This window comes from Stenotrophomonas sp. VV52, assembly GCF_002893095.1.
Classification (GTDB): domain Bacteria; phylum Pseudomonadota; class Gammaproteobacteria; order Xanthomonadales; family Xanthomonadaceae; genus Stenotrophomonas; species Stenotrophomonas aracearum.
Genome location: NZ_PKQQ01000001.1, coordinates 454,486 through 468,710, shown reverse-complemented (window position 1 = coordinate 468,710; position 14,225 = coordinate 454,486). Strand labels below are relative to the sequence as shown.

14 protein-coding genes are annotated in these 14,225 nt (G+C 67.5%); 7 read left to right on the top strand and 7 right to left on the bottom strand.

The genetic code is table 11. The annotated features are described in order from the left end of the window. Window positions 1-37: 37 nt before the first annotated feature. Window positions 38-2,497 (bottom strand): NAD-dependent DNA ligase LigA, encoded by a 2,460-nt coding sequence (gene ligA, locus C2U58_RS04560; RefSeq protein ID WP_102944734.1) that lies wholly within the window; start codon window positions 2,495-2,497, stop codon window positions 38-40. Window positions 2,498-2,627: 130 nt separating this feature from the next. Here ligA and C2U58_RS04555 point away from each other — a divergent pair, with 130 nt between their 5' ends. Beyond that, a complete protein-coding gene (locus C2U58_RS04555) occupies window positions 2,628-3,746 on the top strand; it encodes a pyridoxal phosphate-dependent aminotransferase (protein WP_102944733.1) in 1,119 nt (372 codons plus the stop codon). A 38-nt stretch (window positions 3,747-3,784) separates the two neighbouring features. Here the strand turns inward: C2U58_RS04555 and zipA are convergent, their stop codons facing one another. The 6 genes from zipA to C2U58_RS04525 form a co-directional block, all read right to left on the bottom strand. After that, the gene (gene zipA / locus C2U58_RS04550; RefSeq protein ID WP_102944732.1) at window positions 3,785-4,507 is read right to left on the bottom strand and encodes a cell division protein ZipA; all 723 of its coding nucleotides are present in this window, start codon (window positions 4,505-4,507) and stop codon (window positions 3,785-3,787) included. 43 nt (window positions 4,508-4,550) lie between these two features. Next, window positions 4,551-8,054: a chromosome segregation protein SMC gene (smc, locus tag C2U58_RS04545; protein WP_102944731.1), complete on the bottom strand. Its 3,504-nt coding sequence runs from the start codon at window positions 8,052-8,054 to the stop codon at window positions 4,551-4,553. Between the two features lie 377 nt (window positions 8,055-8,431). Next, window positions 8,432-8,881 (bottom strand): 50S ribosomal protein L9, encoded by a 450-nt coding sequence (rplI, locus tag C2U58_RS04540; protein ID WP_102944730.1) that lies wholly within the window; start codon window positions 8,879-8,881, stop codon window positions 8,432-8,434. A gap of 103 nt (window positions 8,882-8,984) precedes the next feature. After that, a complete protein-coding gene (gene rpsR, locus C2U58_RS04535) occupies window positions 8,985-9,215 on the bottom strand; it encodes a 30S ribosomal protein S18 (RefSeq protein WP_002804494.1) in 231 nt (76 codons plus the stop codon). A gap of 11 nt (window positions 9,216-9,226) precedes the next feature. Beyond that, window positions 9,227-9,664, bottom strand: a complete 438-nt coding sequence (rpsF, locus tag C2U58_RS04530) for a 30S ribosomal protein S6 (RefSeq protein ID WP_070209226.1) — start codon at window positions 9,662-9,664, stop codon at window positions 9,227-9,229. Between the two features lie 166 nt (window positions 9,665-9,830). Beyond that, window positions 9,831-10,169 (bottom strand): iron-sulfur cluster assembly accessory protein, encoded by a 339-nt coding sequence (locus C2U58_RS04525; RefSeq protein ID WP_102944729.1) that lies wholly within the window; start codon window positions 10,167-10,169, stop codon window positions 9,831-9,833. Between the two features lie 129 nt (window positions 10,170-10,298). On the opposite strand from C2U58_RS04525, the gene asnS reads away from it, so the two are divergent. Genes asnS through C2U58_RS04495 form a run of 6 tightly spaced genes read left to right on the top strand, consistent with a single transcriptional unit; the run spans window position 10,299 to window position 14,204 of the window. Continuing rightward, on the top strand, window positions 10,299-11,693 hold the full coding sequence (gene asnS / locus C2U58_RS04520) for an asparagine--tRNA ligase (protein WP_102944728.1): 1,395 nt from the start codon (window positions 10,299-10,301) through the stop codon (window positions 11,691-11,693). A 22-nt stretch (window positions 11,694-11,715) separates the two neighbouring features. Next, window positions 11,716-12,021: a hypothetical protein gene (locus C2U58_RS04515; RefSeq protein WP_102944727.1), complete on the top strand. Its 306-nt coding sequence runs from the start codon at window positions 11,716-11,718 to the stop codon at window positions 12,019-12,021. Beyond that, window positions 12,018-12,332: a hypothetical protein gene (locus C2U58_RS04510; protein ID WP_102944726.1), complete on the top strand. Its 315-nt coding sequence runs from the start codon at window positions 12,018-12,020 to the stop codon at window positions 12,330-12,332. The genes C2U58_RS04515 and C2U58_RS04510 overlap by 4 nt, the downstream gene beginning before the upstream one ends. Window positions 12,333-12,339: 7 nt before the next feature. Then, on the top strand, window positions 12,340-12,978 hold the full coding sequence (locus tag C2U58_RS04505) for an FMN-binding negative transcriptional regulator (protein ID WP_102944725.1): 639 nt from the start codon (window positions 12,340-12,342) through the stop codon (window positions 12,976-12,978). Window positions 12,979-13,008: 30 nt separating this feature from the next. Further along, window positions 13,009-13,671, top strand: a complete 663-nt coding sequence (gene can, locus C2U58_RS04500) for a carbonate dehydratase (protein WP_102944724.1) — start codon at window positions 13,009-13,011, stop codon at window positions 13,669-13,671. A gap of 20 nt (window positions 13,672-13,691) precedes the next feature. Next, window positions 13,692-14,204, top strand: coding sequence for a 3-hydroxyanthranilate 3,4-dioxygenase (locus C2U58_RS04495; RefSeq protein ID WP_102944723.1), 513 nt, complete (start codon window positions 13,692-13,694; stop codon window positions 14,202-14,204). Window positions 14,205-14,225 lie beyond the last annotated feature (21 nt).

Below are 14,225 nucleotides of genomic sequence, written 5' to 3'. Positions count from 1 at the left end.
CGGCGGTGGCGGTAGAGCCGGGCCCTGCCCGGCTGCGTCATCGGGCGAGGAACGCTACCAGTCGTTCTTCATCCCAGACTTCCACGCCCAATTCGTTGGCTTTGGTCAGCTTCGATCCCGCATCCGTACCCGCCACCACGAACGAGGTCTTCTTCGACACGCTGCCGGCCACCTTCGCACCCAGCGCCTCCAACCGCTCCTTGGCCTCGTCACGGGTCATCTGCGAGAGGGTTCCGGTCAGTACCACGGTCTGCCCGTCGAGCGGACCGGCGGCCTGCGCCGACGCTTCCGGGGCGCGCTCCAGCAACGTGCGCCGGTAGTCGTCGGCCTTGAGCAGCATCGGTCCATTGCCGTTGCTGTCCAGCCACTCGGCAACGCCCAGCGCCACCTCGTTGGGCAGGCCGGCGGCGACCAGCTGCACCGGCTCGGCATCCAGCACGCTTGCGGCGTCGGGCAGCACCGCGGTCAACTTCTCCGCACGCAGGCGGGTGATGCCGGGAATCTCCGCTTCCACCAGCAGCTGGGCGAAATCCAGTCCATCGCGCAGTTTCGCGCTCGGCGGGTGGGTGTCGCTGATGCGCACCTGGCCGACCTGCAGCAACGCGTCGATCGCCTCCTGGTTGCCCGGCTGTTCGAAGAAGTGCCCGAGCGAACGCGCCACTTCGCCGCCGATGTCCGGCACCCGCTTGAACAACGGCCACGGCAGGTGGCGGATCAGTTCCAGGTCGCCGAACCAGATGGCCAGCGCCTTGGCGGTGCTTTCGCCGACATGCTCGATACCCAGCGCGAACAGCAGGCGCTCCAGCGTGGTGGTGCGGCTGGCGTCGATCGCGGCGATCAGGTTGTCGGCCCACTTGGTGGCGATCTTCTTCGTGTTCCATTCGAACGCGGCCGGCAGCGACAGTGCGCGTGCGCGCCAGCCCTCATCGCCGGCATCCAGGGCCAGCACGTCGCGCAGGTACTGGCCGCTGCCCTCCGGCGGCAGGTGCAGGCCGATCTGGCTGGCCAATGCCTGCGGCGACTCGGCATCCAGCACCAGCTTGAGCTGCAGCAGCTGGTCGCGGGTCAGGCGGTACAGGTCTGCCACGCCGCGCACGATGCCGGCGTCGACCAGGGTTTCGATGTACTTGCCGCCCAGCCCGTCGATATCCATCGCGCGGCGCGAGGCGAAGTGCGCGATGGCTTCCTTGCGCTGGGCCGGGCAGCTCAGCTCGCCCGAGCAGCGCCACGCGGCGGCGCCTTCCTCGCGCACGATCTCCGAACCGCACACCGGACACTCGGTGGGCATGCGCCACGCCGAGGTACCGGCCGGGCGACGCTCGGCGATCACGCTCACCACTTCGGGAATCACATCGCCGGCGCGGCGCACGATCACGGTGTCGCCGACCCGCACGTCCAGCCGTTCGATCTGGTCGGCGTTGTGCAGGGTCGCATTGGAGACGATCACGCCGGCCACCGCCACCGGGTGCAGCCGCGCCACCGGCGTGGCCGCGCCGGTGCGGCCGATCTGGATCTCGATGGCCTCCACCGTGGTGGTCTGCTCCTGCGCCGGGAACTTGTGCGCGATGGCCCAGCGCGGCGCGCGCGAGACGAAGCCCATCTGCTCCTGGCCGGCGCGGTCGTCCAGCTTGTAGACCACGCCGTCGATGTCGAAGGCCAGGCCGTCGCGGCGTTCGCCGATGTCACGGTAATAGGCGAGCAGGCCGTCGCTGCCCTCCACCACCTGGCACAGCTCGCTGACCGGGAAGCCCCAGGCCTTGAGCTGGGCCAGCGTGGCCGAATGGGTCGGCGGCAGTTCGCCGCCCTGCACTTCGCCAATGCCGTAGGCGTAGAAACTCAGCTTGCGGCGCGCACTGAGCCTGGGGTCCAGCTGGCGCAGCGAACCGGCCGCGGCGTTGCGCGGGTTGGCCAGCACCTTGCCTTCATGCAGGCGCGCGTCGGCGTTGTAGGCCTCGAAATCGGCGCGTGCCATGTAGACCTCGCCGCGCACTTCCAGCACCTGCGGCCAGCCGCTGCCCTGCAGGGTGTGCGGAATGACCTTGATCTGGCGCAGGTTGGCGCTGACGTCCTCGCCGGTGCTGCCGTCGCCACGGGTGGCGCCCTGCACGAAGCGGCCGTCTTCGTAGCGCAGGCTGATCGCCAGGCCGTCGAGCTTGGGTTCGGCGGAGAAAAACAGCGCGTCGCGACGCAGGCGCTCGCCGATGCGGCGCACGAAGTCCTGCACTTCCTCGTCGCTGAAGGCATTGCCCAGCGACAGCATCGGCACCGCGTGGCGGACTTCGGCGAAACGCGAGGAGGCCTTGCCGCCGACCCGCTGGGTCGGGGAGTCGGCCTGGACCAACTCCGGGTGCGCCTGTTCGAGCGCTTCCAGCTCGCGCACCAGGCGGTCGTAATCGGCATCCGGAATCAGCTGCTCGTCGCGCTCGTAGTACGCCTTGCCGGCCTCGTCGATCTGGCGGCGCAGGGCCTCGGCACGTTGGGCGGGGCTGGGACTCATGCGGCGGACATCCTGGAGGGGTAGTGAATTTTAACGGATCGGAGCCCGACGAAATGTCGCCGATGTCGCTTGCCTGGCACGCGGCGTGGAGCTAGCGTGCCGCCATTGTCCTGCCTTCGGTGTTCCCGCCATGTCATCGCCCGTTGCGTCCCGCCGTTCCTTCCTGCAGCTGGCCGGTACCGGGCTGGCCCTGTCCGGCATCGGCCTGGCGCCGGCTGCGGCCGCGTCCAGTGTGATCCTGCCGACCAGACCCGCCGCGGCCGGCACGGTGCTGCTCAACTTCAACGAGAGCCCCTATGGCCCTGCCCCGTCGGCGCAGGCGGCGGCCCGCGCGATCGTGGCCGAAAGCGGTCGCTACCTGTTCGCGCTGGCTGGCGAACTGCGCGACACGTTTGCGCAGCAGGAAGGGCTCAGTGCCGACCGCGTGCGCCTGTATCCGGGGTCGAGCGAACCGTTGAACCGGGCGGCGGTGGTCTGGACGTCGCCGACGGCCGGGCTGGTGGTGGCGGATCCGACCTTCGAGAGCCTGGGCGACCTCGCCGCCGCGCGCGGCGCCACGGTGGCGAAGGTGCCGCTGCGCGCCGATGGCGCGCATGACGTGCACGCGATGGTCGAGGCGGCACGGCGGGTCGATGCGGGCCTGATGTACCTGTGCAATCCCAACAACCCGACCGGCTCGATCACCCCGGCGGCGGATGTGGCGTGGCTGCTGGCCAACAAGCCGGCGCAGACCCGGCTGCTGGTGGACGAGGCCTACCTGCAGTTCAGCGCGCAGCCGTCGGTAATCGCGCAGGTGATGCAGCGCGACGATGTGATCGTGCTGCGCACGTTCTCCAAGCTGTATGGCATGGCCGGCCTGCGCCTGGGCGTGGCGGCGGCGCACCCGGACCGGCTGCGCGAGCTGGCCAGCCTGGGCGACAACCCGCTGCCGGTCACCGCGTTGGCGGCCGGCCTGGCCAGCCTGCGCGAGCCGGGCCTGGTGGCGCAGCGGCGCGGGCAGAACACGCGGCTGCGGCAGGCCACGGTGGAATGGCTGGAAACGCGCGGATTCCGGTGCCTGCCGAGCGAGGCGAACTGCTTCATGGTCGACGTGCAGCGCGACGGCGCAGGGTTCACCAAGGCGATGGCCGAACGCGGCGTGGTGATCGGCCGAAGCTGGCCGATCTGGCCGAAGATCGTGCGGGTCAGCGTGGGAACGGAAGCAGAGATGGAGGCGTTCCGCACCGCGTTCGCGGCGGTGATCGCGTAACGCGGGGATGCCGGCGGTGCAGCCACCCAGGGGTGGCTCTACCAGCGTGGGGATTTCGTAAGGGGCGGCGCTTGATGCTGTCGGTCATACGCGCGCAGCTCGTCGCGGATGTGTGCGACGCGCTGGCGGCCCAGGGTGTTGCGGCTGTCGTCCAGGACCTCGCCACCGAGCAGTTCGCCCATGCGTTCGACGGTGGGCAGCATCTTTTCCCAGGCGTCCAGCGCGGTCAGCGGCGCCGGCAGGGTCAGGAAGAAGGCGATCGCCGGGGTTTCCATCTCGCGGATGTTGGCCATGTCGAAGCTGCCCGGCTTCATGATGTTGGCCATCGAGAAGATCGGGCCGCGCTCGGGATGGCCTTCGACCAGGCGGTGGAACACGTTCATGTGGCCGAACACCAGGCCGGTCTTCTCGGCCGCGACCACGATGTCTTCGCCGCGCAGCTTCTCGCCGGCGCGGGCCGCCACGAACAGCGAGACGATCTTGTCGAAGTCCTGGGTGGTGCGCTTGCCGAGGTCGCTGGCCGGGCTGTCCACCTCCGGCAGGCCGAGCTCGGGCTGGGTCACGCCGTCGTCGGCGGCACTGCCCTCGGCGCCGGGCTCGGTTTCGCCCAGCAGTGGCTCGCGGCGCTGGCCGGTCCCTTCGCCGCTTTCCACGCGGCGGCCCTGCGACTTTTTCCGCGGCCGGCCAAACAGGAAGATCGCAGCAATCAGCAGCAGGCCGGCGGCCAGGATGCCGATGCGGAGCAGTGCCATGTCGGACATTCGAAAGGTCTCCAGCTAAATACGTTCAGGTAAGCATGGCACGTCAGGCCGCGCCCGCCAATCGTGCCGCCTCTTCCAGGTCCACGCTGACCAGGCGGCTGACGCCCGGTTCGCGCATGGTCACGCCCGAGAGCTGGTGCGCGGCTTCCATCGTGGCCTTGTTGTGGCTGACGAACAGGAACTGCACCTTCTCGCTCATTTCCTTGACCATGTTGGCGAGGCGGCCGACATTGGCTTCATCCAATGGCGCGTCCACTTCGTCCAGCAGGCAGAACGGGGCCGGGTTGAGCTGGAAGATCGCAAACACCAGCGCCACCGCGGTCATCGCCTTCTCGCCGCCGGACAGCAGCGAGATGCTGGACACCCGCTTGCCAGGCGGGCGCGCCATGATGGTCACACCCGTGTCGAGGAGGTCTTCACCGGTCAGTTCGAGGTAGGCGTGGCCACCGCCGAACAGGCGCGGGTACAGCTGCTGCACGCCGGCGTTGACCCGGTCGAAGGTGTCCTTGAAGCGGCCGCGGGTCTCGCGGTCGATCTTGCGGATGGCGTCTTCGAGGGTTTCCAGCGCGGTGGTCAGGTCGGTGTTCTGCGCGTCCAGGTAGTCCGAGCGCTGCGAGGCCTCGCCATACTCCTGGATGGCCGCCAGGTTGACCGGCTCGAGCCGGCGCATGCGCCCGTCGATCTGGTGCACGGTCTGTTCCCAGTCGCTGATGCGGGCGTCTTCGGGCAGGGTGTTGATCACGTCCTGCAGCACGAAACCGGCCTTCTCCACCGAAGCGGTGAGCTGGTCGGCGCTGAGCACCAGGGCCTGCTGGTCGAGCTTGCGCTGGGAAATGCGCTCGCGCTGGGCCAGGGCCTGTTCGTCGCGCTGGTGGCGGGTCTGTTCGAAGCTGCGCAGTTCGGCGTCGATGCTTTCGAGCAGGGTGCGGGCTTCGCCGAGCACGCGGTCGGCACGGACGCGTTCGCCGAGGGCGTTCTGGTGTTCGGCTTCCAGCGCGTGCACCGGCGAGTCGCCTTCGTCGAGCTGGGAGTGCAGTTCGCCAAGGCGTGAATCGAGCTGGCCGCGCTGGGTGCTCATGCGCTCCAGCGCCTGGCTGAGCGAGGCGACCTGGGTGCGCTGCGACTCCAGGGTGAGGGCCAGCGAGTGCGCGCTGTCGCGCACGTTGCGCGCGGCTTCGCGGGCGCGGTCGCGGGCATCGCCGAGCTGGCGGCGTTCGCTTTCCAGCGCTTCGCGGGTGGATTCAAGGTCGCCCATGCTGTTGACCGCGTCGTCCAGGCGGCCACGCGCTTCGCGGACCTGTTCGCGGCTGGCGTCGAGGTTCTCCAGCAGCTGGGAGAGCTCGCCTTCGATGCGGTCGATGCGGGTGCGCGCGGCGTCCACCTTGCCCTGCTGGCTCTGCAGCTGGCCACCGAGTTCGGAGACGCTGCGGTGGGCCAGGTACAGCTGGCGCTGCGCGTCTTCGCGCTGCTGTTCGCCGGCCAGCAGCTGGTCACGGAATCCGGCCAGGCGGTTTTCGAGTTCGGCTTCGCGTTCCTGCAGGGTATCGATCTGCTCGCGCAGGCTGACGATCTCGCGTTCGCGCAGCAATGCGCCCTGCTTGGCGGCGCCCGAGCGCGAGACGCGGACCCAGCCTTCGCCGAGGCGTTCGCCGCCACGGGTGATCACCGAGTCGCCGTCGGCCAGGGTGGCCTGCAGGGCACGCGCCTGTTCGAGGTCCTCGGCGGCATGCAGGCGGGCCAGCAGGCGACGGATGGCGGTGGGACCCTGGACCTTGGCGGCCAGCGAGGTCGGGGCGACCTGGAGCGGGCTGGTGTCGGCGGAGACCAGGGCGATGCGCCCGTCGCCGAGCTCGGCCAGGGCGCCGACGAGCTGTTCGGGGGCGTCGACCAGGACGCCTTCGATGAGCTGGCCGAGCGCGCTTTCGACAGCGTTTTCCCAGCCATTCTCGACGCTCAGGCGTTCGCCGACACGGGCGCCGGAATCCAGCCCGTGCTGCTTGAGCCAGGCGACGGCGGCGCCCTGCTCCTGGCCGAGGGCGGCCTGCTGCAGGGTTTCGAGCGAGGACAGGCGGCCGCGCGCGGCCTGGGCCTGCTTGCGGATGTCGGCCAGTTCGGTCTGGCCGGTGCGCTGGCGGTCCTGCAGGCCGGCGACGGCTTCCTTGCGGGCTTCGACCTGTTCGGTCAGGCCGTCGAGCGAGGCCTTCTGGGTTTCGTGCTGCAGCTGCAGTTCTTCGAAGGCTTCGGCCAGTGCGTCGAGGTCGAGGCCGACACGTTCGGCGCTGAGCGCTTCGCGGCGGCGGTCGGCTTCGAGCACCTGGCGGTCGAGGTAGTCGACGCGGGTGCGTTCGACTTCGCCGGCGCGCGAAGCTTCGGAGGTGGTGCGGGTATGGGCTTCCCAGCGCGCCTGCCAGTCGGCCAGCTTGGCTTCGGCGTCGCGCAGGGCTTCCTGCTTGATCTCGTTTTCTTCCTGCAGCTGTTCGAGCTGGGGCTCGGCGAGGTCGACGGCGTCGCGCAGGACGGTCAGCTTGGCTTCGTCGCCGCTGATGTGCTGGCCAAGTTCGGCCAGGGCCTGGGAGGTTTCGTCGCGGGCCTTGTGCAGGCGCTGGGACATCTCGCGCTGGTGCTGGATCTGCTGTTCGAGCCGGGCCAGGGTGCTGCCGACCTGATAGACCTCGGCCTGGGCGGTGCTGAGGGCGTCGGCGGCTTCTTCGCGGCGCACGCGGCTGGTTTCGATACGGGCTTCGGCGTCGCGCTGTTCGGCGATGAACTGCTGCAGGCGGGTTTCTTCCTGCGAGAGGGCTTCGCGGAGGCTGCCGAGGCGGGTGTCGAGGTTGCGGTACTCAAGGGCCTTCCACTCGGCGTCCTTGACCCGGCGCTCTTCCTGCAGGCCCTGGTATTGTTCGGCCTGGCGGGCCTGGCGCTTGAGGTGTTCGAGCTGTTTGCCGATTTCCTCGCGCAGGTCGTTGAGGCGGTCGAGGTTCTCGCGGGTGTGGCGGATGCGGGTTTCGGTTTCCTTGCGGCGTTCCTTGTACTTGGAGATGCCGGCGGCTTCTTCGAGGTAGACGCGCAGGTCTTCGGGGCGGGCTTCGATGATCTGGCTGATCATGCCCTGTTCGATGATGGAGTAGCTGCGCGGGCCGAGGCCGGTACCGAGGAACAGGTCGGTGATGTCGCGGCGGCGGCACTTGGTACCGTTGAGGTAGTAGTTGCTGCTGCCGTCGCGGCTGACGGTACGCTTGACCGAGATTTCGTTGAACGAGGCGTACTCGCCGGAAATGGTGTGGTCGGTATTGTCGAAGATCAGTTCGACGGTCGCCTGCGAGACGGGCTTGCGCGCGGAGGAGCCGGAAAAGATGACGTCGGTCAGCGAGTCGCCACGCAGGCGGCTGGCGGAGCTTTCGCCCATGACCCAGCGCACGGCATCGATGATGTTGGACTTGCCACAGCCATTGGGCCCGACCACGCCGGTCATGTTGGTGGGCAGATGCAGGGTGGTGGGATCAACAAACGACTTGAAGCCGGAGAGCTTGATCGTGGACAGACGCATGGCGTAGAGGGCTTCCGGACAGTCGCGATGGCCCGAGTATAACGGGGCGGCTGTTCCACGGGCGTACGGAGCCTGACGCGCCCGTGCTCCCAAATCGGTAGAGCCGGGCTCTGCCCGGCTGCTGTTGGATCCAGGCGAACAGCCGACGGCTGATGCAATCCTGGCTTTGGGGCGGCGGGTGGGGGGTACGGGACACGCCTCAAATCTCCCGTTAGGCTCGGGCGGCACATCCATGTGCCTTCACGGTCCCGTACCCCCCACCCGCCACCCCTTGGAGAGTTGATCGGTGGCCATGGCAAAAGGGGGCCCTTCCCCAAAAACAAAAACGGGCACCCTTGCGGGTACCCGTTTCGGCGATCACGGCCTTTCGGCTGGGATCAGGCTTCGGCGACCACGACCACCTGGACGGTGGTTTCGACGTCGGCGTGCAGGTGGATGACCACCTCGAACTCGCCGACGTTGCGGAAGGCGCCTTCGCCCAGGATGACTTCGCTCTTTTCCAGCGCCACGCCGGCCTTGGTGAAGGCTTCGGCGATGTCGCGCGGGCCGACCGAGCCGTACAGCTTGCCTTCGGTCGACGCGTTGGCGGCGATGGTGACGCTCTTGCCTTCCAGCTTGGCCTTGCGGGCTTCGGCGTCAGCGTGGATCGACTGGGCCTTGGCTTCGTACTCGGCGCGCTTGGCTTCGAACTCGGCAACGTTCGAGGCGGTGGCCGGAACGGCCTTGCCGGTCGGAACGAGGAAGTTGCGGCCGTAGCCCGGCTTCACGTCGACCTGGTCGCCCAGGCCGCCGAGGTTGGTGACCTTCTGGAGAAGAATCAGCTTCATGGTGTTGCTCCAAAAATGTATTCGTTAGCGGGGAAAACCCCGCAGCGGATGGCTGTCCGAATATCGAACCGTGAAAGGGGCGACCCGGGGTCGCCCGCCTTCATCAGACGTCGTGGTTGTCGGTGTACGGGATCAGGGCCAGGAAACGGGCGCGCTTGACGGCCGTTGCCAGCTGGCGCTGGTACTTCGACTTGGTACCGGTCACGCGGCTCGGCACGATCTTGCCGTTCTCGGTGAGGTACTGGCGCAGGGTGTTGAGATCCTTGTAGTCGATCTCCTTGACACCTTCGGCCGTGAACTTGCAGAACTTGCGGCGACGGAAGAACTTGGACATGTGCGTGCTCCTTAGGCGGCGGAAGCGGCGTCGTCGCCGGCTTCGTTGTCAGCGGTGTTGGCGGCTTCGCCTTCTTCGTCGTCACGACGACGACGCTCGCCACGCTCGGGCTTGTCGCCCTTCTCGTCCTTGCTCTTCATGATCAGCGACTGCTCGGTGTCGGCCGCGTCGCGGACCAGCACCAGGTTGCGCAGCACGGCGTCGTTGAACTTGAAGCTTTCGGTCAGTTCGGTCAGAACGGCCTGGTCCACTTCGATGTTCATCAGCACGTAATGTGCCTTGACCAGGTTCTGGATCGGGTACGCCAGCTGGCGACGGCCCCAGTCTTCCAGGCGGTGGATGGTGCCGTTACCGGTTTCGACCAGCGACTTGTAGCGCTCGATCATGGCCGGGACCTGCTCGCTCTGGTCCGGATGGACCATGAACACGACTTCGTAATGACGACTCATGTGTGTATACCTTTCGGATGTGGCCCTTGCGGGCCGGACAGCTCCCCGCAGGTGAACGCGGTGGAGCAAGGGTTCCTGCCGGAAAACGGGCAGGAAGCCGCGCATTATCGCAGCAGACAGGGTTCCGGGCAAGCCGGGCGGCCGCCGGGCCGCCCCGGGGGCCCGCTCAGGCCTTGTCGGCCTCGGTGGTGAAGCTCTCGCCGCAGCCGCATTCGGCGGTGGCGTTCGGGTTCCTGAACGTGAACGTCTCGCTCAGGCCCTGCTTGCCGAAGTCGATCTCGGTTCCATCGACCAGGGCCAGGCTGTCGGCATCCACGTAGATGCGGACCCCGTCCTGCTCGAACACGGTGTCGCCCTCGCGCTGGTCGCGGGCCAGGTCGGTGATGTGGCCCCAGCCGGAACAGCCGGTGCGGGTCACGCCGAAACGCAGGCCCAATGCGTCCGGGGTCTGGGCCACGAACTTCTGGACACGGGCGAAGGCAACAGGGGTAAGGGTGACAGCCATGACAGACGACTCCAGCGGATCGGACACATTATAGGTCTACGGCCCAGTCAGAAATGCCTCGCAAGCAGAACGCTGCAACCGTTAAACTCCTCGTTCAGAGATCGAGTCGATCAACAGAGGATTCAAGTCATGACGGTGGTCAGCGTTGAACATGCGCTTGCCGGGAAGATCCCGGAAGGCGGCGAGGCAACAGTACGGGGCTGGGTGCGCACGGTGCGCGGGTCTGCGGCGCTGGCCTTCGTCAATGTCACCGACGGCTCCTGCTTCGCCCCCATCCAGGTGGTGGCCAATGACACCCTGGGCAACTTCGACGAGATCAAGGCACTGACCCCCGGCTGCTCGGTGATCGCGCGCGGCACCCTGGTCAAGTCGCAGGGCAAGGGCCAGTCGTTCGAGATCCAGGCCAGCGACATCGAGATCGTCGGCCTGGTCGAAGACCCGCTGACCTACCCGATCCAGCCCAAGCCGATGAGCGCCGAGTTCCTGCGCGAAGTGGCCCACCTGCGCCCGCGCACCAACCTGTTCGGTGCGGTCACCCGCATCCGCAACTGCCTGGCCCAGGCCGTGCACCGGTTCTTCCACCAGAACGGCTTCAACTGGATCAGCACCCCGATCATCACCACCTCCGACGCCGAAGGCGCCGGGCAGATGTTCCGCGTCTCGACCCTGGACATGGTCAACCTGCCGCGCGACGCGCAGGGCAAGGTGGACTTCAGCCGCGACTTCTTCGGCAAGGAAACCTTCCTGACCGTGTCCGGACAGCTCAACGTCGAGGCTTACTGCCTGGCGCTGAGCAAGGTGTACACCTTCGGCCCGACCTTCCGTGCCGAAAACTCCAACACCACCCGCCACCTGGCCGAGTTCTGGATGATCGAGCCGGAGATCGCCTTCGCCGACCTGGCCGAAGACGCCCGCCTGGCCGAGCAGTTCCTGAAGTACCTGTTCCGCGCGGTGCTCGACGAACGTGGCGACGACCTGGCCTTCCTGGCCGAGCGCGTGGACAAGAACGCGATCACCAAGCTGGAAGGCTTCATCAACGCCCCGTTCGAACAGATCGACTACACCGAGGCGGTGAAGCTGCTGCAGAACTCCGGCAGGAAGTTCGACTTCCCGGTCGAATGGGGCCTGGACCTGCAGACCGAGCACGAGCGCTGGCTGACCGAAGAACACATCGGCCGCCCGGTGGTGGTGACCAACTACCCCGAGCACATCAAGGCGTTCTACATGCGCCTGAACGACGACGGCAAGACCGTCGCGGCGATGGACGTGCTGGCCCCGGGCATCGGCGAGATCATCGGCGGCAGCCAGCGCGAAGAGCGCCTGGACGTGCTGGACGCGCGCATGGCGCAGTTCGGCCTGGACCCGGCGCACTACGGCTGGTACCGCGATTTCCGCCGCTACGGTTCGGTGCCGCACGCCGGTTTCGGCCTCGGCTTCGAGCGCCTGGTGGTGTACGTGTGCGGGCTGGGCAACATCCGCGACGCCATCCCCTACCCGCGCGCACCGGGCAGCGCCGAATTCTGATTCCCACCACGGAGGCACGCCCATGACCCTGTTCCTCGCGCTGTGTTTCGTCGGCGTGGCGATCGCCGGGTTCAGTGCCTTCGTGATTTTCTGGCCGCTGACCCTGGTCCACATCCGCGACCGCCACCCTGCCCTGGCCAACCGCTTCGGCAGTGGTGCCTTCCTGCGCCCGGACGCGCTGCGCTGGCTGCTGGGCCGGGACTACCGCGGCACCCCCGACCGTTCGCTGTCGGGGCTGGCCACGCCGGCCTGGCTGTCGCTGCTCACCCTGCTGGCCGGACTGGGCATGGCCGCCCTGCTCTGGCTGCTTTCGATGGTACTGACATGAACGATATCTCCGCCGTACGCGACTCCTGGTGGCTGGCAAGCCTGGGCAACACCCTCATCTGGGCACGCCTGCGCGTGCGCGCCGCCGGCACCGCCGAAGTGCTCGACAGCGATGGCAACACGCTGAGCTACGACAGCGAAGACACCGCGCGTTCGCAGCTGTTCGACGCCGAGTTCGTCGAATTCGACGGGCTGGACGAAGAAGACGCGCTGGTGCGCGGCTTCACCCTGCATGAAGTGCAGCCGCCGCACGCCGACGACGATGACGGCCTGAAGGGGCAGATGGTGCGGAACCTGGGCGCGCGCGCCTGATCCCCCGATGTTCATCCCGTCCGACTTCGTTGCGACCGACCTGACCTGGCTGGACCGGCTGCTGGCGCGCGATGCGTTCGTCACCCTGGTGACCACCGGCAGCGATGGCCTGCCGCAGGTCACCCTGCTGCCGGTGGTGTACCGCCGCGACGGCGAGGACATCCTGATCGAAGGCCACTGGGCCCGCCCCAACCCGCAGGCCGGCCATGCCGGGCCGGCGCTGATGCTGGTGCACGGCCCGCACGCCTACCTTTCGCCGGGCTGGTACCCGGACAAGGACAGCGCCGGCCGCGTGCCGACCTGGAACTACGCCGCCGCCGAACTGCGCGGCGCGCTCGAGCCGGTCACCGACCCGTCCGAGCTGATGGACATGCTGGACGCGCTCAGCGCGGTCAATGAGGCCAGCGTCGGCAACGACTGGCGCCTGGACCGCGACGACCTGCGCCAGACCCGCATGCTGAAGGGCATCGTCGGCTTCCGTTTCCGCCCCAGCCAGGTGCAGATCAAGCTCAAGCTGAGCCAGAACCATCCCGAGGCCAACCAGCTGTCGGTGATCGATGCCCTGGAGGGCTCGGGCTCCCCCGTTTCCCAGGACCTGGCGCAGTGGATGCGCCAGGTACGCGAGCAGCCCGCCGCCGGCAGCTGACCCACCCCACCTCACGGGATACCGTAATCGATGAAAGACATCCACAAGCTGCTGCAGAACAACCGCGACTGGGCCGACCGGATCGAGAAGGAAGACCCTGAGTTCTTCCACCAGCTGGCCAAGCAGCAGCACCCGGAGTACCTGTGGATCGGTTGTTCCGATTCGCGCGTGCCGGCCAACCAGATCATCGGCATGGCCCCGGGCGAAGTGTTCGTGCACCGCAATATCGCCAACGTGGTCGTGCACACCGACCTGAACTGCCTGAGCGTGATCCAGTACGCGGTGGACCAGCTGAAGATCAAGCACATCCTGATCGTCGGCCACTACGGCTGCGGCGGCGTGCATGCCAGCCTGAACAACACCCGCGTAGGCCTGGCCGACAACTGGCTGCGCCATGTCAGCGACGTGGCACAGAAGCATTCGGCGATCCTGGATGCGATCGAGGATCCCGACCTGAAGCACGCCCGCCTGTGCGAGCTCAACGTGATCGAACAGGTGGTCAACGCCTGCCGCTCGACCATCGTGCAGGACGCCTGGGCGCGCGGGCAGAAGCTGATGGTGCATGGCTGGGTCTACAGCCTGAAGGACGGCCGGGTGCGCGAGATGGGTATCGACGTCGGTGCGCCCGAAGACCTGGCCCCGGCCTACGAAAAAGCGCTTGCGCACGTGCCGCGCCGCGGCAAGCGCGACTGACCTTCACCACGGAAACCACCATGCTGCCCTCGCCGATCAACCTGCTTGGCTGGATCGAAGAAAACCGCCACCTGCTCAAGCCGCCGGTGGGCAACAAGATGATCGAGAACGGCGACTTCATCATCATGGTGGTCGGCGGCCCGAACAGCCGCACCGACTTCCACTACGACGAAGGCCCGGAGTGGTTCTACCAGCTTGAAGGCGAGATGCTGCTGAAGGTGCAGGAAGACGGCGCGGTGCGCGACATTCCGATCCGCGCCGGCGAGATCTTCCTGCTGCCGGGCAAGGTGCCGCACTCGCCGCGCCGCCCGCCCGGCGGGGTTGGCCTGGTGGTCGAACGCAGGCGCCTGCCGCACGAAAAGGACGGCGTAATGTGGTTCTGCGAGCGCTGCAACCACAAGCTGTACGAAGAGTATTTCACCCTGCAGAACATCGAAACCGACCTGCCCAAGCTGTTCGCCCGCTACCAGGCCGACATCCGCATGCGCACCTGCGACAACTGCGGGCATGTCGACCCGCTGCCGGGTGGCTGACCCCGCGTTATAGGATTCGTG

Coding starts and splice junctions, on each gene's coding strand:
- ligA (WP_102944734.1), bottom strand. CDS start 2,497: ATGAGTCCCAGCCCCGCCCAACGTGCCGAGGCCCTGCGCCGCCAGATC.
- C2U58_RS04555 (WP_102944733.1), top strand. CDS start 2,628: ATGTCATCGCCCGTTGCGTCCCGCCGTTCCTTCCTGCAGCTGGCCGGT.
- zipA (WP_102944732.1), bottom strand. CDS start 4,507: ATGTCCGACATGGCACTGCTCCGCATCGGCATCCTGGCCGCCGGCCTG.
- smc (WP_102944731.1), bottom strand. CDS start 8,054: ATGCGTCTGTCCACGATCAAGCTCTCCGGCTTCAAGTCGTTTGTTGAT.
- rplI (WP_102944730.1), bottom strand. CDS start 8,881: ATGAAGCTGATTCTTCTCCAGAAGGTCACCAACCTCGGCGGCCTGGGC.
- rpsR (WP_002804494.1), bottom strand. CDS start 9,215: ATGTCCAAGTTCTTCCGTCGCCGCAAGTTCTGCAAGTTCACGGCCGAA.
- rpsF (WP_070209226.1), bottom strand. CDS start 9,664: ATGAGTCGTCATTACGAAGTCGTGTTCATGGTCCATCCGGACCAGAGC.
- C2U58_RS04525 (WP_102944729.1), bottom strand. CDS start 10,169: ATGGCTGTCACCCTTACCCCTGTTGCCTTCGCCCGTGTCCAGAAGTTC.
- asnS (WP_102944728.1), top strand. CDS start 10,299: ATGACGGTGGTCAGCGTTGAACATGCGCTTGCCGGGAAGATCCCGGAA.
- C2U58_RS04515 (WP_102944727.1), top strand. CDS start 11,716: ATGACCCTGTTCCTCGCGCTGTGTTTCGTCGGCGTGGCGATCGCCGGG.
- C2U58_RS04510 (WP_102944726.1), top strand. CDS start 12,018: ATGAACGATATCTCCGCCGTACGCGACTCCTGGTGGCTGGCAAGCCTG.
- C2U58_RS04505 (WP_102944725.1), top strand. CDS start 12,340: ATGTTCATCCCGTCCGACTTCGTTGCGACCGACCTGACCTGGCTGGAC.
- can (WP_102944724.1), top strand. CDS start 13,009: ATGAAAGACATCCACAAGCTGCTGCAGAACAACCGCGACTGGGCCGAC.
- C2U58_RS04495 (WP_102944723.1), top strand. CDS start 13,692: ATGCTGCCCTCGCCGATCAACCTGCTTGGCTGGATCGAAGAAAACCGC.